Below are 18,103 nucleotides of genomic sequence, written 5' to 3' on the forward strand. Positions count from 1 at the left end.
GTATCCAAGGTGTTGAAAAGCTTCGAAGATAAGCGTTTGATTTGTTTTGTGGAATGAAAATTGTTATTATACTTCATAAAACTGATGGGAAAGGATGGAATAAGATGTCTTTAGAAAGTGTGAAAGCTCATTTCAAGCAATGGGGACGCGAACAGTATGTGATGGAGTTTGATTCGTCGAGTGCAACAGTGGATCTTGCTGCTGAAACCATCGGCGTTATTCCGGCACGTATTGCTAAAACATTGTCCTTCAGAGGGGAAGATGAAAAAGCTATTCTGGTTGTGGCGGCTGGAGATGCAAAAATCGATAATAAAAAGTTTAGACAAACATTTGGCATGAAAGCCCGTATGTTATCTGCCGAAGATGTATTGGAACAAACGGGGCATTCTGTAGGCGGTGTATGTCCGTTTGGTTTGAAAAATGATCTAGATGTATATTTAGATGTTTCCATGAAACGTTTTGAAACCCTCTTTCCAGCTTGCGGGAGCGCAAATTCTGCAATCGAGTTGACCTGTGATGAAATTTTTGAATATTCCGCCGCAAAGGATTGGGTTGATGTTTGCAAAGAATGGGAAGTGGCAGAGCTTCCGGATAAGGTAGCAGCACGCAGCTAATAAAAAGGGAAATCTTTCTTTTTCAATCATCAGGGTATATAATAAATTTGTTATTCTCTCCTGCAGGCCATGATCCTTGCAGGAGTTTTTTATATCGCTGCGAAGGGGGCCTTTTGTTTGGTTTATTTTTTAGTGGGCATTGCCGGTGCGCTAGGTGCAATCTTTAGGTATTGGATTGGGCTTTCGCTGTTAATAGATCATTCTTTTCCTTTTCCCACCCTAACAATTAACTTAATCGGGAGTTTTCTACTTGCGTGGTTAACAACCAATTTGTTTAAACGGGTTTCTTTGCCTCCTATGATTACAACTGCGGTTGGAACAGGATTCGTGGGCTCATTTACCACATTTTCCACGGTGAGTGTCGAAACAATCCAATTGTTTCAAGATGGAAATATTGTTTTAGGCATTTTATATGTTGCAATTAGTATTATCGGTGGTCTAATAATGAGTCGATTAGGATTTAAGTACAGTGGGACGGTGCAAATATCATGACCATTGAACATCTATTACTGGTCGGATTTGGGGGATTTTTTGGCGCAATTGCCCGGTTTTCCCTTAGCAAGCAATTAAATCAAAATGCGGCGATTCCGCTTGGTACTTTAACTGTTAATTTGTCTGGAGCATTTCTTCTAGGAATAATAGTTGGGGTAAAGGCTGACCCAACGCTCGCCCTATTATTTGGAACCGGGTTCATGGGAGCCTTTACCACTTTTTCTACGTTAAAATTGGAAATGCTTCAATTCCTTTTGAAAAAACAAAAATTGAAATTTTACCTTTATACCTTTTTAACCTACATAATCGGAATTTTTCTCGCTTACTTGGGATATTTATTGGGCAGCCAGTTTCAATAAATATTGATAAAACTATATACTGGAAAAATTATGAGTTCAGATTGTACTTAACCTTCCTATCTATTTAGACAGCATCTCTTTGTTTTTCGTCCCGGGTGGTTGTTCTAGCCAGCTGTTTTTGATCATAATGTTGGCACCACAATTACCGAATTTGGCAATTTCCAGTGACAAACGGTTTTAAAAATAAAGGCAATCATGTTTGTTTTTTGGGGTTACAGATTCACAATGAAAAATTCATATATATGAACCTAATATAATTCCAAACTGGTATAATCAAAAATATCAGATTAATTGATTTTGGCAGGGGCCGTTTTGGGGGGATTGGAATGATTGAGATAATGCCTGTATTGGATCATAAAAGCCCCACGCCTTTATATATGCAGCTTGTGAACTTTATCAAAGATGAAATTTTTAATGGTAATATAAAACCTCTGGAAAAATTGCCATCAAAACGAAATTTGGCAAAATATTTAGGACTAAGTCTGAATACAGTTCAGTCTGCTTATGATCAGCTTTGTGCGGAAGGGTTTCTGGAAAGCCGGCCGCGTTCAGGATTGTTTGTAGTTGAATTACTGGAGGATTTAATCGTCAATCCAGATAAATCAGAGCCTGTTGGGATGGCTGAGGTGTTGAAGGATCCTGCTGTAAAAATAGATTTTAATTCGGGAATGGTCGACCTGGAATCTTTTCCATTCAGTATATGGAGAAGGCTTTCAGTTCATGCCTTGTATGAGGATCAGGCGGATTTGTTTTATACCGGCAATCCCCAAGGGGAAAGGCTGCTTCGCGAGGAAATTGCCAAGTATTTATTTCAGTCTAGAGGTGTTCGATGCACAGCAGAGCAAATTGTTATTGGGGCGGGGACACAGGTATTGATGGGACTGCTTTGTTTAGTGATTGGAAGGGATGAAACTTATGCCTTGGAGAATCCAGGATTTCACCGGACAAGGGCAGTTTTGCAAGATTGGGGTGTCAGAACTGTTCCGGTTCCTTTGGATGAGGAAGGGATTGCTTTGGATCGTTTGCGCGGGAGCGGCGCCCGTGTCGTGTATGTCACTCCATCCCATCAGTTCCCGCTGGGAATGGTTATGCCAATTGCTCGACGAATGGAATTGTTGAAATGGGCAGAGGAAAGGGACGGATACATTATTGAGGATGATTATGACGGGGAATACCGATATAAAGGTAAACCGATTCCAGCCTTGCAAGGACTGGATTCATCCGGAAGAGTTGTTTATTTAGGCACCTTTTCCAAATCTTTGATACCATCTTTACGAATTAGTTATATCGTCCTGCCTGAAGGGCTGCTGGCAAGGTACAGGGAGCATTTCACCATTTATAAACAAACTGTCTCCCGACTACATCAAGATACGCTTTATCGTTTTATGCACGAAGGCCATTGGCAGACCCATTTAAATAAAATGAGGACACTTTACCGGAGAAAGCAAGCTGCTCTGATTTCAGCGATTCATGATTTTATGGGTGATTGGGTGAGGGTGATCGGTGAAAAATCGGGTTTGCATATTGTTTTGGACGTTAGGAATGGAATGAGAGAGGAAGAGTTGGTTCACCGGGCGATGACTGCTGGAGTAAAGGTGTATCCATTATCTGTCTATCATGCAGAGTTGGTTGACGGGGTGGATTCGATGGTTTTACTTGGGTACGGCGGGCTTTCTGAGAGTCAGATTCAAGAAGGGATACGGATTCTTTCAGAGGTATGGGGACTTCTAGAGGACAAAGCACGTAGGGGGTAGGAGTAAAATATCTCCTTCATGGAGCCGATGAGACCAAAACGAAGGGAATCCAAGTAGAAATGTCCTTCATGAAGGTGATTAGACAAAACCGTAAAAACGCCTGAAAAAAAACCAGGCGTTTTTCAAAAAGTCAAAAATTACCCTATTCTCTTAACCACAATCTCCCCGATTTCGTCAATTGCCTGCTGCCCTTCGGTAATATAATATTGAAGTTTGGAAAACGTGTCACATTTCATCCCAGATTTTCAAGCTAACATGTATTTATCGAGGTGTAACTGGTTTTACAGAGATAGCAGGGGAAAAAGAAGTAACGATACAGCCCTCTAGTTGACTTGGTTTTACTAATCCTAGCTCGAGCGCCGCTTTTATTTTTGAATCATCGGGCTTCTTAATAACTTGGATAAGTTCGTTCAATTGCATTTCCTCCAGCCTTTTCACCGTTTCCACCTCATGGAATTTCTCCATTTTGCGAATTTGCCTTTGCAATTTATAACCGCTCACCGTAATTTCGCCCTTCATGTCCTTTCCTACTAAATTATTAAAATAGCTTTGAAATACTTCCTTTAATTCATCCATTTCCAGCTCGATTTCTTTTTTCATTTTGTTTAGTTCGTAATATTTGACTAACATCTCACCTGTAATCAAGGAATCGTTGCTTTTAAGCATTTCCCCGTCCTCCTTTACGAACGTATATTCTATTCTATGAGGTTTTCCACTTGAATAGTACTTAGGTGCAATTATTTATTTTTAGACAAATTTTTGTATTTTTATTTAAAAATTGTATGATAGAATAATATTATGTTTGAATATTCCAAATTTTAAAAAGAGGTGAAAAAATGAATGTACCTTTAATACTTCCGGAATTCTTAGATCGTGCCGTTTCTCTTTACGGAGACAAGCAGGCTGTTTATTGCGGGGAACGCCAATTTACATATGCCGAACTGAATGGCAGAGTAAACCAGCTTTCTCACGGGCTCAGGGAACTAGGCGTAGAAAAAGGGGACCGAGTTGCCTATTTAGCACCAAACACCGTAGAAATGCTCGAAGGCTTTTATGGCACTTTCCAGCTTGGTGCCATCATGGTGCCGTTAAATATCCGTTTAAAGCCTGAGGATTACTTGTTTATTTTAAACCATAGTGAATCCAAAGTGCTGCTAGTTGACCAAGACTTGTACCATTTAATTACTCCAATCAAAGATATGCTGGAAACAGTCGAATACATTATTGTTCAATATAAAGATGATCGAACCGAAGAAGTAGATTATGAGAAATGGCTGGAAAGCTTTCCAGCATCAACATTTGAACGAGCTGAGCTTGATGAGAACGATGTCTGCAGCCTTCTCTATACGAGCGGTACAACTGGAAACCCTAAGGGTGTTATGCTGACACACCGCAATAATTATCTTCATGCCTTAAGCACGATGCACCACCTGCGCGTCAGTGACCGAGATGTCTATCTTCATGTTCTTCCAATGTTCCATGTGAATGGCTGGGGCTCGCCATTTTATTATACGGCGAACGGTGCTGCACATGTTTGCTTGAAAAAGGCTTCTCCTGAAACAATTTTTCAAGCAATTCAGGATCATAAGGTGACAGTGTTGCATATGGCACCGACCGTGTTAAATTCACTGCTGCAATACTATGAAAAAAATAAACCGGTTATAGAGCATGATGTTCGGGTAGTAATAGCTGGCTCTGCACCGCCGCCGGCATTCGTGACCCGTGTGGAACAGGAGCTTGGCTGGGAGTTTATTCAGGTGTACGGAATGACTGAATCCACGCCATTGAGCTTGGTTTCAACTATCAGGTCCCAATTGGCACAATTATCGCCAGAGGAAAAAGCACGCATCAAAGCAAAAGCGGGTTATCCAATGATTGGTTCTGATGTAAGAGTAGTAAACGAGCATGGGGAAGAGGTTGCCCATAACGGTCAGGAAATTGGCGAGGTCGTCACAAGAAGCCATGGTGTTATGCTAGGCTATTGGAAAAACCCGGAGGCAACCATGGAAACAATCCGTAACGGCTGGCTCCACACGGGCGACATGGGAACGGTCGATGAATACGGTAATATCGAGATTGTTGACCGGAAAAAGGATATTATTATCAGCGGCGGAGAAAACATTTCATCTATCGAAGTGGAAGGGGCGCTTTACGACCATCCAGCTGTATTAGAGGCTGCCGTCATTGCAGTTCCTCATGAAAAATGGGGAGAAACTCCACATGCATACGTTGTATTGCGTGAGGGTGCAGAAGTCAGCGAAGCGGACATCATTTCGTTTTCCCGTGAAAAATTGGCTCATTTTAAAGCGGTTACAGGCGTCACCTTTGTAAAGGAACTTCCGAAGACTGCCTCAGGAAAAATCCAAAAGGTCCACCTTCGTAATGAATACTGGAGCTCAAAAGATAAAACGGGACGGTACGTTAACTAAAAAGCTTTTATTATTAATCAGCAGGTTGGTTATTTGTTTCCAGTCCCGTTATCTGGTATTGGTTTATTAATATTGGTTATCACTTTCATTGGAAAATGGGCTGCATATCTCTGTTTACCTAATCAAGTTGTGAATTATAGGAACTCTAAATGTAAACCAGCCAAAAGTTTTATGAAAAACTCCCGAAATCAGGGAGTTTTTTCTTTCGCTAAATGGAAAATTTCCCTTGTAAGAAACAGTGGGAATTACTACAATAAATATAGGAAAAAATTGGTTTTTAGGCTGGGGGAGTCTGATTGAGTGAAAATCGAAGATATGATATTGATTGGCTGAGAAATTTGGGAATCCTGCTGTTATTTCCCTTTCATTCCGCCAGAGTGTTTGATTATTGGGATCCGTTTTATGTGAAAAGTGGGGAGTTAAGCTGGGGGTTTAGTTGGTTCATTGCTGTAACCAGTTATTGGTTTATGCCGCTGCTCTTTTGGCTGGCAGGTTCAGCGAGTTGGTTCGCCCTCATGAGGAGGTCGAACCAGGAATACATAAAAGATCGCGTGAATCGATTGTTGATTCCCTTAATTTTTGGCGTTTTGTTTATCATTCCGCCGCAGGGCTATTTTGCGAAATTACACCACACAGGACAAGCAGGGAACTATTTCGCTTTGTTGAAAACATTTTTTACTGATTTCAGTGATTTATCCGGCTATTTTGGCACCTTTACACCGGCCCATCTTTGGTTTATTCTCTATTTATTTGTCCTTTCGCTAGTGGCGCTGCCGATTTTCATCTTTGTTAAAAACCCCATGAGAAAAAGCAAAATAGAAAAATTCAATCAAGTATGCAGCAGACCAACTGTATTTTTACTGCTATTCGTTGGTTTGTTTGCGACACAGGCACTTCCTGCACCAGGCGGTCAAAATCCATTCTTTTTCTTGGTCATTTTTATTATGGGCTTCGTTACTTGTTCTCATCAAAGCTATCAAAATATGTTCAATCGAATTCGCGTGAAGGGGTTGGCAGCACTGGTCGTTTTAGTTCCGGCATGGGTTGTCTTGCTGCAAATGAATCGGGATGGGCTGATTTTCCCAGGTGTGGATATACTTATATCTATTTTAAGAACCTTCAATGTTTGGTTAACGCTTGCGGTGATTTTGGGTTTCGGTCACAAATTTTTGAATTTTCCTCATAAGGCAATCCCTTACATGAATGAATCGGCATTTCCTATCTATATTCTTCACCAGAGTGTTTTAGTTGTCATAGGTTACTATATTTTAAAAATCAATCTTGGTATGATTCTGTCGTTTTTCGTCATTATGTTCCTAACTTTTCTTATTTCTTGGCTAATATATGAGTTTATCATTAAGCGGATAGCCATTATGAGATGGATTTTTGGTGTGAAGGTGAAACCGAAACAATCAAAAGAATTTAATAACATGGGAGCGGTTCCTTGAAAATTAAAAAAGGTGGGGAACGATTTGAAAAGACATTTTTTTGATTCGCTTGAGGATGAAGCACTGGGCGGCGCATGTTTCGAGCCGTATATCCCTTTAATTCGCGGCAGGGAAATGAAAGTAAAGGAAGAGCTTTATCAAAAATTGACTACTGGGCAAAAGGCTTTATTCATGTTTTATGCTTATTTCAATCATGCTAAACATTCAGTAGAAGAATTTTATTGGTGGGGGGCATATTATTATGCTCAGCCCGATGCGTGGAGGGCAATTAAAAAAGGATTGGAGTATTTTGGGGCAGGTGAAATGCTGTGTCTCTTTGTAAAATTGGAACAGCTTTTTAAAGCAGGGAATTTTTCTAGGAGTTTAGAGGATTTCAATGTTTCCTATAATGATATTAAAAAGGACCCCGAACTGACGAAATCTATCGCGCCGCTTAATAGTGCTTTTACTGAAATTAGTCCAAAGACGTTAAAGGCTATTGGAGAAAAAATCAGGAGCAATCCAGGCGAATACATTCAGATAGTGGACTAATACAAAGATATATTGGTATTAAATAGTCCGTATGAGACTACCCTGAATATGTTTATACATGAAAGAGAGTGGATGAGAAATGAATAATTTAACGAAGTTTCAAATTAAAAAGCCAGCCAAAGATGTATTTGAGGCCTTTGTCGATCCTTCGAAAATCGGGAATTTTTGGTTCTCTTCGAGTTCAGAAAGATGGGAATCAGGAAAGACCATCAAATTGGAATATGATTTGTACAATGCTGAATTAGAAATAAAAGTGGTTGAAGTAGAGGAGAATAATAAAATTGTCTTTCTTTGGGGGCCGTCCGAGGACGAACATACAGTGACCATCAGCTTAAAAGAAATGGATTCGTCCAGCACAATTATTGAAATAATGGAAGAAGGCTTTCAGGAGAATGATGCTGCATTTATATATAATATCCTGGACAATAAAGAAGGTTGGGTATTTATGCTGACCTGTTTAAAAGCCTACCTGGAATTTGGCGTGACTCAATTACGGGGCGGACTACAGAATAATCATAATTCCTAAGGATTGCCAAGGAGAAAATTCATTGACCAAACAAGAAGCGTTTAAACTGATTGTCTTGATTGAACGGGTATATCCTCTCTTTGCCGCAAAAAATGAAACGGTTCAGCAATGGTTTTGCGTTTGTGCAGAGTTAGATTACGAGTACGTACTCGCCAGGATTCATGAGCATATTAGAATAAGTCCATATCCACCTGCCATTATTGATATTCTTTCTAAAGAATGGAAAAGTAACAATTGGATGAATGAATATATTCTAAATTTATCATAAGAAGTAAAAAAAGTCCGGAACTATAAACCGGAGTTTTTTAACATTTTTATGTCATTTGAGGGTGTGCCAATTTAGAGTTCGGTTTTTTCCTTAAAATTCGCCTTTTTATAATAGTAGAAATGATGATCACTACCCAAATATGGTGTGTGAACCTTTAAGAAATCCTTTAACAAAAAATATATCCTTATTTTTTGACAAAAGAAACTTTCATTTTTGGGGAATAAAAAAGACTATTAAAAATGAATCGAATTGAAGTACAATAAAGTGTACCATAAATAGGAATAACGGGAAATAAAAGGGGGAGAGGTGCATCAATGAACCTTATCAGAGCTACAATAAATGACCTGGATGCGGTAACGGAGCTTTTTGATTTATACAGACAATTTTACGAGCAATCGCCTGATACTGAAGGCGCACGGGAGTTTGTAAAGACGAGAATATTAAATGAGGAATCGGTTATTTTTGTAGCTTATAAGGGAGGGGAGGCGGTTGGCTTTACGCAGCTGTATCCGACCTTTTCATCCGTTAGCATGCAGCGGTCCTGGATTTTAAATGATTTGTATGTGAAAAAGGAAAACCGTGGTAAGGGTATCGGTGAAAAATTAATCGATAAGGCAATTGAAATGGCACGGGATACCGGAGCAAAAGGTGTACTGCTTGAGACAGCCTCTGACAATATTTCTGCCCAAGGTCTTTACGAAAAAATTGGCTTCAAAAGAGAAACACATTACTTTTATTATTTTTCCATTTAGGGGGTGGTGTTTTCCCCCCCCCTTTTTAATAATTTTTTTCAACACTTGTAGTTAATTGGCTGATGGTCTCTTTATCACAAATGACAAACAGCTGGGCATCATCAGGGATCAGTTGGTCCAGCTTTTGATTAATGTGCATGTCTCCTCGGTCGGCTACTAACGTTGCCCCTTGATTAAGCAGTTCAAAAAAAGCATCACGGTACGTTTTCCACTCCTTTTTTTTCGGAATTTCATACATGGAATCACCATATTGTGTACTCATTAATTCTGAATACATATGGGTAACGCCATGTGAGAATAAAGAGCGGACGGCAGCATGCGAAATCATTTCCTGGGTTGGAATAAACTCGTCGACCTGAACATGTTTGAACAATTGGATATGGTTTTCATTGATAACTTCCGCCGTGACATGAATATCTTCATTAAATTTTTCCTCAAGCGTTGTGATTGCGGTCGCCACCAATAAGGTTTTGCCGTCTACAAGGAGAGGGTCTTTTGTTAATAAGTTATCCTGCGCAAACTGGTCTGCAAAAATAATTACACCCTTAGCTTTTGGAAGGTTGGCGTTCAAAAGTGTTTCCTCTTCGGTCGCATCACCGCGGATATAAAACAGGTGTTCCTCGGAAATGGGAGCTTTCTCTAAACTATCAATAATGACAATATCCGTTTTTTTGTCTGTCTTTTGAATTTCCTTTACGGCTAATTTTGTTTTCGGGCTCCAGCCAATCAGGATAATATGATGTTTCCCTGTATATTTCATTTTACCTCCAGCCTTAAGCTTATCAATTACATATACCGTATTAATGACTTTACCAACAAATACACTTATTAGGCCAATGCCGGTTATATAAAGGAAGATGGTATAAATTTTTCCGGCATTCGTAACTGGGGCATAGTCACCGAAACCTACAGTCGCCAGCGTGGTTAATACCCAATAGATTGAGGTAATGTATGATTTAAAGGTTTTTGGTTCTATCCAAAAAATTCCCAGTGCCGCCAATAATATGTATAATAGTACAAAAGGGACCAATATTTTATCCCTGAGCATGACCAAATGATAAAGAATCTTTTTAATCTTCATCCCCACAAGCAACCATCCCAGCCCAAAAAACTTCATTTATAATCTTTATATTTCCCAAACTTCGCCAAATAAGTATAAGAATTAAAAACGGTCAGGCACCATTTTAAAGCAGGTTAAAAAAATATAATACCCCAATTCCTCTACAGGAAAAGGGGGGCATTTTTATTTGGAAAGTATTTCATCCAAATGTTTAATAATCGCTTCACGATTGCCGGAAATCTTTTCTTCTCTTAACTGGTCTTTCCTCAATTTGTTTTGAGATTTAGTTAAAACCTCTTGTTCAATTGTTTGTGGGACGACAACTACTCCATCAGCATCTCCAACAACGATGTCACCAGGGTTTATAGTGACTCCGCCGCAGGAAACCGGCACATTGATTTCGCCGACACCTGCTTTGCCGCTTGCAGCGACCGCCGTTCCTCGGGAGAAAACAGGGAAGTTTAATTCTTTAATACCCAAAATATCACGGATGACACCATCAACCACTAAGCCGCCGATTCCGAGGGTCTGCATCATGCCGACAACAAAATCGCCGGCAATAGCACGGTATTGGTCTCCCTTGGCATCGACAACCAAGATATCACCTGGCTGAGCGTTGCGAATCGCTTTTAAAACGGCCAAATTATCACCAACTGGTATTTTAACAGTAAAAGCCCGCCCTGTAAGCTTGTACTCTTCCTTAAGAGGTTTAATGGAAGGGTGGAGGTTATTTAAGCCATCCATTCCATCGGAAATGCAGGTTGTCGGCAGATTCTTAAATTCGTTTAATAAGTTATCCATACAGCGATTCTCCTTTATGTAAGTTTCCTTAATTATACTACTACTTTAATAAATTTGAATATTAAGAAATCATAAGTTGAGAAGAACATAATAATGGCCGCCTGCAGAAAAGCCAGACGGCCAAATGGATACTATATAAAACTGCTCTTTCCTGTCCAACTGTCACTGATATCTTGATCATATACCGTACAAATCGGAATATAAAGCGGAACAAAGTCGCCGTTTTGTTCTCCATAGCCTTGATTGCGTTTATAGGAAACAAATTGGTCGATAAATAGATTGGGACCCATGTTCATGACGGAGGCGTGGTCGAAAACATTAATTTTTATATCACCAAAATTAATGTTCATTGGTGCAAAGATCAATAGGTTCACCTCATTGTCGATTAAGTTTTTCTCTCAATAAAGTTTTATATAACACTGTTTTTCACTGTTCCACTATCATTAATGTCCGGATCAATGACATAGTTAATCGGAATGTTGACAGGGGAGATATCACCGTTTTGTTCGCCAACCCCCTGGTTCCTCTTGTAGGAAAGAAACTGGTCAATAAATTGGTTCGGTCCAAAGTTAATGATAGAGGTATTATCCACTGTGTTAACCTTAAAACCAATGAAATTAATAGCCATAGGTGCAATATTCAAACCAATCACTCCCGTTTAAGTTATTAGGCGTGCGGTCCCGGCTTGGGTTCGCTTTTAATCGAAGGATTATCAATGATTTCATCATCAAATATGATTCCGATAGGAAAAACGGATGTAGAATCATCGGCAATCTGCTGGCCGAATCCCTGATTTTTCTTCCCGGCTGTATTAATGCCTAAGTAAAAATTTTGGCCTAAGGAAACGGCACTTTTATGATCAGGGCTTCCGACTTTTAAATAACTAATGTTAACGTTTGTAGGAATAAAAACCAACGCCCTCACCTCAAAAATAATTTCAATATTTAACACCTGTTAGAGTTCCCGCGTAATTTAAGATGATATTTTAAATTGTATTCAAGGTTTGACTGAATCAGACCATCTTCATCCACCGGGGTCAAGGCAAAAAAAGAAAGTGGCTTCCGGCCACTTAAAAGAAGGAAAAACTTAATGGGTTAGTACATCATATGAAAGTATGTGGACTTGCATATAGGCAACTTGTCCATAGTCGGAAAAAATGTGCGTTAGCATATTTTTTGAATGAGATCAATCGAGTTGTTTTTTGGCGAATTTACAAGCGTAGAGACCTCGTATGCTTCCATCTGTTCATTATCAAATGACACCAGGAATTGATTAAGGAAATTCGTATCGGTAATAAAGGGGTCAAGCCATACATGTTCGTCCTCCGGTTTTAAAATGACCGGCATTCGGTCGTGAATATCCTTCATCAAATCGTTAGGGGCTGTCGTTATGACAGAGCAGGAAAAGACAGATTGCCCTTCGGGGGATTTCCATTTTTCCCAAAGTCCGGCCATTGCAAAAAGGTTTTCATCCGTCAGTTTAATCCGCATTGGTGTTTTCGTTTTATCATTATTACGTTTCCACTCGTAGAAACTATCGGCAATTATAAGGCATCGCTTTTTCTGGAAGGGCTTTTGGAAGCTTGGCTTTTCCGTTAAAGTTTCTGCCCGAGCATTGATCATTTTATGACCAATCGACATGTCCTTGGCCCAGGGAGGGATCAGCCCCCATTTTAAAAAGCCCATCCTGTTGGACGTTCCATCGTTGATGACGGCCAAAACCTGTTGAGAGGGGGCAATGTTAAAGCTGGGCAAATAATTTTCCTCGTCAAGGAATGCTTGTATATCAAACCGGTTAAGAATCTGATCAATCGTTGCTGTTAACGTAAATCGCCCGCACATACTTTTCACCTCAGGTTTTTAAGTTAGGTTTATTGTAGCAATAAATTAAAAAGGAAACCTCTTTTACAAGAGATTTCCGTTCATATTCAATGTGTCCTTCGAGCAAAGTCAACAAATCGAAACTTATCGGGGCGGTGCCGGGATTCCGTGTATTGAAAAAGACTGGCATCATCCAGATATACAAGGTTTTTAATAACAACGATGTTATGAAAACTGTCAAGATCAAGAAGGGCACGGTCCTCATCAGTCGGTTCTTCGACCACTATTTCTTTTTTCGCGAAACTAATCGTAAGATTCAAATCTTTTTCCAAATACTCATAGATAGAATCTGCGCAGATTTCTTCCGTTAATTCAGGTACAAACTTTTTATTCAGAAAGTCCTTATCTAAAATGATCTTTTCTCCGCCAATTTCTCGTGTCCGCACTACCTTCCAAACCTGATCTTTCCCGGACAACTGGAGCTGCTGACGAATATAGCCATCTGGTTTCATTAATTCCAACTCATTCACGATGGTTCTAGGTTTACGGCCCATTTTTTGCCCAAGCTCTTTAAAGCTCACCAGACCGGAAACAGGGAAATCAAACTTAGAGACATCGATTACGATTGATCCTTTGCCGCGAACCTTTTGAATATAACCATTTTGCGACAGCAAATTTAACGCTTTTCGGATGGTTTCCCTTGAAGTCTGGAATTGTTCCGTTAATTCATTTTCGGAAGGCAGTAGTGTTTGTGGAGGAATGTCCCCGCTTTTAATTTGCTCAACAATTGTATTATAGATGGTTAAATATTTGTTTGTCATAAAGAAATCACCAGTCACTTCTTCATAAGGTAAACGATGGACTCATAAGGCCGCAATTTAATTTGTCTCCTAAGTGCAGCTGAATCCTCATAATTAGAGATTAACATTTCACAATGTTCATCATCAAGATGTAAGTGAGATGGGAGAGTGACCGTCTTTTCTTTTCCGTAAAAATTATTTAAAACAAGCATTTTTTCAGCGCTATTAGAACGAACATAAGCAAAAACCTCTTTGTCGTCATCTAAAATTAATTCAAAATCTCCGTCTATTATGATATCGTGACGTTTTCTAAGCTGAATAAGTTTTTGATAATAATAGAAGATAGAATTGGGATCTTGCATGGCATTTTCGGCATTGATAACAGAGGAGTTTTCCGCTGTCTTAATCCATGGAGTACCTGCCGTAAACCCAGCATTGCGGCTGGCATCCCATTGCACCGGTGTCCTTGAGTTATCCCGTGACTTTTGCTTCAAGATAGCAAGTATTTCTTGTTCACACATTCCCTCGTTTTTCTTGATTTCAAAAATATTCAAGGATTCTACATCACGGTAGTCCTCTATGGAATTAAAGTTAGGATTGGTCATTCCGAATTCTTCCCCCTGGTAAATATAAGGGGTGCCTTGCATCATGTGGATTGCAGTAGCCAGCATTTTCGCTGATTCTTTATGGTATTTGCCATCATTACCAAATCGCGATACTACCCGAGGCTGATCGTGATTGCACCAGAATAGAGCATTCCAGCCGCCTCCTTTATTCATTTCTATCTGCCATCCAGAGAGAATCTTTTTCAGCGCTTGGAAGTCAAAATCCGCTTTTGTCCACTTTTCTCCATTCGGATAATCAACCTTCAGGTGATGGAAGCTAAATACCATATTTAATTCTTCCCGTTCGGGTTTTGTGTAATTGATACAATGATCAATAGAGGTAGAGGACATTTCTCCGACCGTTATTAAATCATAATTTGAAAAGACCTTTTCGTTCATCTCATGCAGAAACTCATGGATTCTTGGTCCATCTGTGTAAAATTTGCGTCCGTCCGTTTCATCCTGCGGGAATTGCTGGTTTTTTGAGATTAGATTGATGACATCAAGACGGAAGCCATCGACGCCTTTTTTAAGCCAGAAATGCATCATTTCATATAAGGCTTCGCGGACCTTTTCGTTTTCCCAATTGAGGTCCGCTTGGGTCACATCGAAAAGGTGAAGGTAATATTGGCCAGTCGAGTTGTCATACTCCCAAGCTGAACCGCCAAATTTGGACTGCCAGTTGTTAGGCGCTGCTCCGTTTACACCATCCTTCCAAATGTAGAAGTCACGGTATGGGTTATCTTTTGAGGATTTTGACTGCTTAAACCATTCATGTTCTGTTGAGGTATGATTAATGACAATATCCATCATGATTTTTAAACCGCGTTTATGGGCTTCATTCAGCAGTCGTTCAAAATCTTCCATTGTGCCATATTCGGGATATATGTTGTAATAATCACTAATGTCATACCCATTATCCCGCTGTGGCGATTGATATATAGGGGTGAGCCATAGAACATCGACACCTAAATTTTTCAAATAGTCGAGTTTATCAATGATGCCTTGAAGATCACCGGTTCCATTACCGTTTGTATCCTTAAAACTTTTTGGATAAATTTGATAAACGACTGCATTTTTCCACCAAGCTGTTGACATTTTTTGCACCTGCCTAATGTATTTAATGTGAAAAGGAGGGAGCTGTTCTCCCTCCTTGATTGGAGTTATTTTTTCAAAGAAATTTTATTCATTCCTGTTTTTGCAAAGATATTTGTTAATAGGAATGGAACTACAACAGCAATAATCATGCATACTGCAAACATCGCCATATGTTTTGCCTGTATCGATAAGATGCCAGGAAGTCCGCCAACACCAATTGAGTTAGCCATAACACCGCTTGCTACTGATACAACGCCAGCTGCCATGGAGCCAATCATTGCTGCCAAGAATGGGAAACCATATTTTAGGTTAATACCAAACATTGCAGGCTCAGTCACCCCTAGGTAACATGAAATGGTTGCCGGGATTGAAACTTGCTTTTCCTCTTCGTTTTTGCGGTTGATGAAAATCATAGCAAGAACGGCTGAACCTTGAGCGATATTGGATAAAGCAATCATTGGCCATAGGTTTGTACCGCCAAGCTCACTCATCAGCTGAAGGTCAATTGCGTTTGTCATATGGTGTAAGCCTGTAATAACTAGTGGAGCATAAGCAAATCCAAAGATTGCTGCAAATAACCAGCCGAATGAAGATGTTAAGCTTGAATAAACCACATGAGAAATACCTGAACCTATTTGCCATCCGATAGGACCTAAAATTGTGTGAGCAATTAATACAGTTGGAACCAGTGCAAAGAATGGCACAACAATCATCGAGATTGAATTTGGCACCACTTTACGTAATTTTGTTTCAAGGAAGCCTAATGTTAAGCCAGCTAGAATAGCAGGGATTACTTGAGCTTGATAACCAATCATCTTAATGTGGGCAAAACCAAAATCCCAAGTAGGAATTTCTTTTGCTCCAGCAACGGCATAAGCATTTAGCAATTGCGGTGATACTAAGGTAATTCCGAGAACGATACCAAGAATTTGCGATGCGCCCATTTTCTTGGCTACGGACCAAGTGATGCCGACAGGGAGGAAGTGGAAAATCGCCTCACCAATCAGCCAAAGGAATGAGTGGACACCGGCCCAAAATTGAGAGACTTCTACAATGGTTTTTGTTCCTTCATCTAATAGTTTAATGTCGCCAATAATATTTCGGAATCCAAGGATTAAACCGCCAACTACAAGGGCCGGGATTAATGGTGTGAAGATTTCAGCTAAATGCCCCATCATACGCTGCAGCCAGTTCTGATTTTTCTTTGCTGCTATTTGTGCTTCTTCTTTTGAAGCACCTTCAACACCAGCAATTTTTTCAAATTCATTATAAAAACTAGAAACTTCATTTCCAATAATGACTTGAAATTGACCAGCTTGGGTAAATGTACCTTTTACAAGTCCAATTGATTCAATACTTTTTACATCGGCTTTAGATGGATCATTTAAAACAAACCTCATTCTGGTTACACAGTGAGTAACGGCCGCAATGTTTTCTTTACCGCCAATATGTTTGAGTAATTCTTTTGAAGGATCTGTGTATTTACTCATCTGATTTCCCCCTAACGAAATGGGTGATACCCATTTGTTTCCTATATTTTTATCAAATCCTTATTTTTATACAGGTTTTGTATGCGGTTTACTAGTTTGTTTGGATAACCTGTATATACAAGTTTTGATTACGTTTTCATTATGACTTGTATATACAGGTTTGTCAACAAAGAAATTATTTTTGAAAAAGGTCGTTAAATAGTAGGGATTTTTGGGGCAAAAAACAGTTTGTTTTCCTGAATTTTTAAAATACTTTTAGTCTTTAGCACTTTAAACTATTGAATGAATTTTTAGAAAATGTTACACTATAGATGTTTAAATTCTTCTGAGTTTAGACCTCCTAATTTGAGGCTTAGTTGTGACCGCTAAGTTCTCGCTTTGACCCTTGACTTTGTTTAGGGTCTTTTTTATTTGGATTTATGGGTATGATGATACAAAGCACTTTATGGAGGTTGTCCTTTATTGGAATTTATAACAATTGACTACTGGGATGAGGCTTTATGGAGCAGAGTTTATCCTATCTATGAGGAGGCTTTTGCCGGAAAAGGGGCAAAGCCGGAAAAGATCATCGGTAACATGTTCCGGAAAAAGCTTTGTTTTTTGCATGTGGGGTTTTTGAACAATCAGGCTGTGGTCATGGCGATTAGCGGAAAACTTAGTAGAATATCTGCGTTATTAATTGATTATCTTGCTGTACAAGAAGCATTTCAAAACCAGGGAATTGGTCATAACATGATTACTTATGTTAAAGAATGGGCAACACATGAAGGCCAATGTGAGAGTCTTGTTATAGAGGTTGAATCCGACCATACCCCAGAAAACCTTGCAAGAATTCAGTTTTGGGAAAAATGCGGCTTTACCATAACTGATTACATCCATCATTATATATGGGTACCAGAACCGTATCGGGCAATGTTCTTAAAACTGGTGCCGGACACAGCGTTGCCTGAAAGCGGAGAGGAAATTTTTACGTACATTGGTGCCTTCCATAAAAAGTCGTTTACCGGTTCTTGAAAAATTATTTTTTTAGGATTCAAGCTGGATTGTGCGGTAAATAATACTGATGGTTTTTTAAGGAGTGTTTTGATTGAGAAGTCCTATTACACAGTATTTCATATCTGATGGTGGGAATGTTTATATGGAATTGCAGGATACATTCTGGGGAGCCAAATTTGCTAAATTCAAGATTTATATGGGGTTGTTTGCGATTTAAATCATCCTAAGTCTTAATTTGAATAACAGAAACACCAAGATGG

General features: G+C 39.5%; 22 protein-coding genes. 12 read left to right on the forward strand and 10 right to left on the reverse strand.

Going from position 1 to position 18,103, the window contains the following annotated elements:
- Positions 1-104: 104 nt before the first annotated feature.
- From ACZ5AE_RS13070 to pdxR, 4 genes are all read left to right on the forward strand, one after another.
- Positions 105-614 carry a YbaK/EbsC family protein gene (locus tag ACZ5AE_RS13070; RefSeq protein ID WP_464573621.1) on the forward strand — a complete coding sequence of 170 codons (510 nt, stop codon included), beginning with the start codon at positions 105-107 and terminating at the stop codon, positions 612-614.
- A 69-nt stretch (positions 615-683) separates the two neighbouring features.
- The gene (gene crcB / locus ACZ5AE_RS13075) at positions 684-1,106 is read left to right on the forward strand and encodes a fluoride efflux transporter CrcB (protein ID WP_464572931.1); all 423 of its coding nucleotides are present in this window, start codon (positions 684-686) and stop codon (positions 1,104-1,106) included.
- The gene (gene crcB, locus ACZ5AE_RS13080) at positions 1,103-1,465 is read left to right on the forward strand and encodes a fluoride efflux transporter CrcB (RefSeq protein ID WP_464572933.1); all 363 of its coding nucleotides are present in this window, start codon (positions 1,103-1,105) and stop codon (positions 1,463-1,465) included. The genes crcB (ACZ5AE_RS13075) and crcB (ACZ5AE_RS13080) overlap by 4 nt, the downstream gene beginning before the upstream one ends.
- A 326-nt stretch (positions 1,466-1,791) precedes the next feature.
- Entirely contained in the window at positions 1,792-3,219 is a 1,428-nt protein-coding gene (gene pdxR / locus ACZ5AE_RS13085) for a MocR-like pyridoxine biosynthesis transcription factor PdxR (protein WP_464572935.1), read from the forward strand.
- A gap of 261 nt (positions 3,220-3,480) precedes the next feature.
- Here the strand turns inward: pdxR and ACZ5AE_RS13090 are convergent, their stop codons facing one another.
- The gene (locus ACZ5AE_RS13090) at positions 3,481-3,885 is read right to left on the reverse strand and encodes a hypothetical protein (protein WP_464572937.1); all 405 of its coding nucleotides are present in this window, start codon (positions 3,883-3,885) and stop codon (positions 3,481-3,483) included.
- A 170-nt stretch (positions 3,886-4,055) separates the two neighbouring features.
- Between ACZ5AE_RS13090 and ACZ5AE_RS13095 the strand changes: the two genes are divergently transcribed.
- The 6 genes from ACZ5AE_RS13095 to ACZ5AE_RS13120 all read left to right on the forward strand — a co-directional run bounded on the left by ACZ5AE_RS13095 (position 4,056) and on the right by ACZ5AE_RS13120 (position 9,173).
- Positions 4,056-5,648 carry a long-chain-fatty-acid--CoA ligase gene (locus ACZ5AE_RS13095; RefSeq protein WP_464572939.1) on the forward strand — a complete coding sequence of 531 codons (1,593 nt, stop codon included), beginning with the start codon at positions 4,056-4,058 and terminating at the stop codon, positions 5,646-5,648.
- Between the two features lie 296 nt (positions 5,649-5,944).
- On the forward strand, positions 5,945-7,096 hold the full coding sequence (locus tag ACZ5AE_RS13100; RefSeq protein WP_464572941.1) for an acyltransferase family protein: 1,152 nt from the start codon (positions 5,945-5,947) through the stop codon (positions 7,094-7,096).
- Positions 7,097-7,120: 24 nt separating this feature from the next.
- Positions 7,121-7,627 carry a hypothetical protein gene (locus tag ACZ5AE_RS13105; protein ID WP_464572943.1) on the forward strand — a complete coding sequence of 169 codons (507 nt, stop codon included), beginning with the start codon at positions 7,121-7,123 and terminating at the stop codon, positions 7,625-7,627.
- Between the two features lie 79 nt (positions 7,628-7,706).
- Entirely contained in the window at positions 7,707-8,153 is a 447-nt protein-coding gene (locus ACZ5AE_RS13110) for an SRPBCC family protein (RefSeq protein ID WP_464572945.1), read from the forward strand.
- A gap of 22 nt (positions 8,154-8,175) precedes the next feature.
- Positions 8,176-8,421 carry a hypothetical protein gene (locus ACZ5AE_RS13115; RefSeq protein WP_464572947.1) on the forward strand — a complete coding sequence of 82 codons (246 nt, stop codon included), beginning with the start codon at positions 8,176-8,178 and terminating at the stop codon, positions 8,419-8,421.
- Between the two features lie 314 nt (positions 8,422-8,735).
- On the forward strand, positions 8,736-9,173 hold the full coding sequence (locus ACZ5AE_RS13120) for an N-acetyltransferase family protein (protein WP_464572949.1): 438 nt from the start codon (positions 8,736-8,738) through the stop codon (positions 9,171-9,173).
- 25 nt (positions 9,174-9,198) lie between these two features.
- Here ACZ5AE_RS13120 and ACZ5AE_RS13125 read toward each other — a convergent pair whose 3' ends face one another.
- From ACZ5AE_RS13125 to treP, 9 genes are all read right to left on the reverse strand, one after another.
- Positions 9,199-10,254 (reverse strand): ion channel, encoded by a 1,056-nt coding sequence (locus ACZ5AE_RS13125; protein ID WP_464572951.1) that lies wholly within the window; start codon positions 10,252-10,254, stop codon positions 9,199-9,201.
- A gap of 162 nt (positions 10,255-10,416) precedes the next feature.
- On the reverse strand, positions 10,417-11,034 hold the full coding sequence (locus tag ACZ5AE_RS13130; protein ID WP_464572953.1) for an RraA family protein: 618 nt from the start codon (positions 11,032-11,034) through the stop codon (positions 10,417-10,419).
- Positions 11,035-11,165: 131 nt separating this feature from the next.
- A complete protein-coding gene (locus ACZ5AE_RS13135) occupies positions 11,166-11,384 on the reverse strand; it encodes a hypothetical protein (protein WP_464572955.1) in 219 nt (72 codons plus the stop codon).
- A 59-nt stretch (positions 11,385-11,443) separates the two neighbouring features.
- Positions 11,444-11,686, reverse strand: coding sequence for a hypothetical protein (locus ACZ5AE_RS13140; RefSeq protein ID WP_464572957.1), 243 nt, complete (start codon positions 11,684-11,686; stop codon positions 11,444-11,446).
- A 14-nt stretch (positions 11,687-11,700) separates the two neighbouring features.
- The gene (locus tag ACZ5AE_RS13145) at positions 11,701-11,985 is read right to left on the reverse strand and encodes a hypothetical protein (RefSeq protein WP_464572959.1); all 285 of its coding nucleotides are present in this window, start codon (positions 11,983-11,985) and stop codon (positions 11,701-11,703) included.
- A 212-nt stretch (positions 11,986-12,197) separates the two neighbouring features.
- A complete protein-coding gene (locus ACZ5AE_RS13150) occupies positions 12,198-12,875 on the reverse strand; it encodes an SOS response-associated peptidase (RefSeq protein WP_464572961.1) in 678 nt (225 codons plus the stop codon).
- 86 nt (positions 12,876-12,961) lie between these two features.
- The gene (gene treR, locus ACZ5AE_RS13155; RefSeq protein WP_464572963.1) at positions 12,962-13,675 is read right to left on the reverse strand and encodes a trehalose operon repressor; all 714 of its coding nucleotides are present in this window, start codon (positions 13,673-13,675) and stop codon (positions 12,962-12,964) included.
- Positions 13,676-13,689: 14 nt separating this feature from the next.
- On the reverse strand, positions 13,690-15,357 hold the full coding sequence (treC, locus tag ACZ5AE_RS13160; protein WP_464572965.1) for an alpha,alpha-phosphotrehalase: 1,668 nt from the start codon (positions 15,355-15,357) through the stop codon (positions 13,690-13,692).
- 65 nt (positions 15,358-15,422) lie between these two features.
- Positions 15,423-16,847: a PTS system trehalose-specific EIIBC component gene (gene treP / locus ACZ5AE_RS13165; RefSeq protein ID WP_464572967.1), complete on the reverse strand. Its 1,425-nt coding sequence runs from the start codon at positions 16,845-16,847 to the stop codon at positions 15,423-15,425.
- A 462-nt stretch (positions 16,848-17,309) separates the two neighbouring features.
- On the opposite strand from treP, the gene ACZ5AE_RS13170 reads away from it, so the two are divergent.
- Together ACZ5AE_RS13170 and ACZ5AE_RS13175 are read left to right on the forward strand one after the other, a co-directional pair.
- Complete coding sequence (locus ACZ5AE_RS13170) at positions 17,310-17,861, forward strand: GNAT family N-acetyltransferase (RefSeq protein ID WP_464572969.1); 552 nt, start codon at positions 17,310-17,312, stop codon at positions 17,859-17,861.
- 73 nt (positions 17,862-17,934) lie between these two features.
- Positions 17,935-18,060: a hypothetical protein gene (locus ACZ5AE_RS13175; RefSeq protein WP_464572971.1), complete on the forward strand. Its 126-nt coding sequence runs from the start codon at positions 17,935-17,937 to the stop codon at positions 18,058-18,060.
- The last annotated feature ends 43 nt before the right edge of the window (positions 18,061-18,103 follow it).

The sequence above is a fragment of the Neobacillus sp. S1227 genome (genome assembly GCF_055385255.1).

Bases quoted from the DNA above. Each gene is read 5' to 3' on its own strand.
- ACZ5AE_RS13070 (WP_464573621.1), top strand. From the start codon at position 105: ATGTCTTTAGAAAGTGTGAAAGCTCATTTCAAGCAATGGGGACGCGAA.
- crcB (WP_464572931.1), top strand. From the start codon at position 684: ATGATCCTTGCAGGAGTTTTTTATATCGCTGCGAAGGGGGCCTTTTGT.
- crcB (WP_464572933.1), top strand. From the start codon at position 1,103: ATGACCATTGAACATCTATTACTGGTCGGATTTGGGGGATTTTTTGGC.
- pdxR (WP_464572935.1), top strand. From the start codon at position 1,792: ATGATTGAGATAATGCCTGTATTGGATCATAAAAGCCCCACGCCTTTA.
- ACZ5AE_RS13090 (WP_464572937.1), bottom strand. From the start codon at position 3,885: ATGCTTAAAAGCAACGATTCCTTGATTACAGGTGAGATGTTAGTCAAA.
- ACZ5AE_RS13095 (WP_464572939.1), top strand. From the start codon at position 4,056: ATGAATGTACCTTTAATACTTCCGGAATTCTTAGATCGTGCCGTTTCT.
- ACZ5AE_RS13110 (WP_464572945.1), top strand. From the start codon at position 7,707: ATGAATAATTTAACGAAGTTTCAAATTAAAAAGCCAGCCAAAGATGTA.
- ACZ5AE_RS13120 (WP_464572949.1), top strand. From the start codon at position 8,736: ATGAACCTTATCAGAGCTACAATAAATGACCTGGATGCGGTAACGGAG.
- ACZ5AE_RS13125 (WP_464572951.1), bottom strand. From the start codon at position 10,254: ATGAAGATTAAAAAGATTCTTTATCATTTGGTCATGCTCAGGGATAAA.
- ACZ5AE_RS13130 (WP_464572953.1), bottom strand. From the start codon at position 11,034: ATGGATAACTTATTAAACGAATTTAAGAATCTGCCGACAACCTGCATT.
- ACZ5AE_RS13135 (WP_464572955.1), bottom strand. From the start codon at position 11,384: ATGAACATTAATTTTGGTGATATAAAAATTAATGTTTTCGACCACGCC.
- ACZ5AE_RS13150 (WP_464572961.1), bottom strand. From the start codon at position 12,875: ATGTGCGGGCGATTTACGTTAACAGCAACGATTGATCAGATTCTTAAC.
- treR (WP_464572963.1), bottom strand. From the start codon at position 13,675: ATGACAAACAAATATTTAACCATCTATAATACAATTGTTGAGCAAATT.
- treC (WP_464572965.1), bottom strand. From the start codon at position 15,357: ATGTCAACAGCTTGGTGGAAAAATGCAGTCGTTTATCAAATTTATCCA.
- treP (WP_464572967.1), bottom strand. From the start codon at position 16,847: ATGAGTAAATACACAGATCCTTCAAAAGAATTACTCAAACATATTGGC.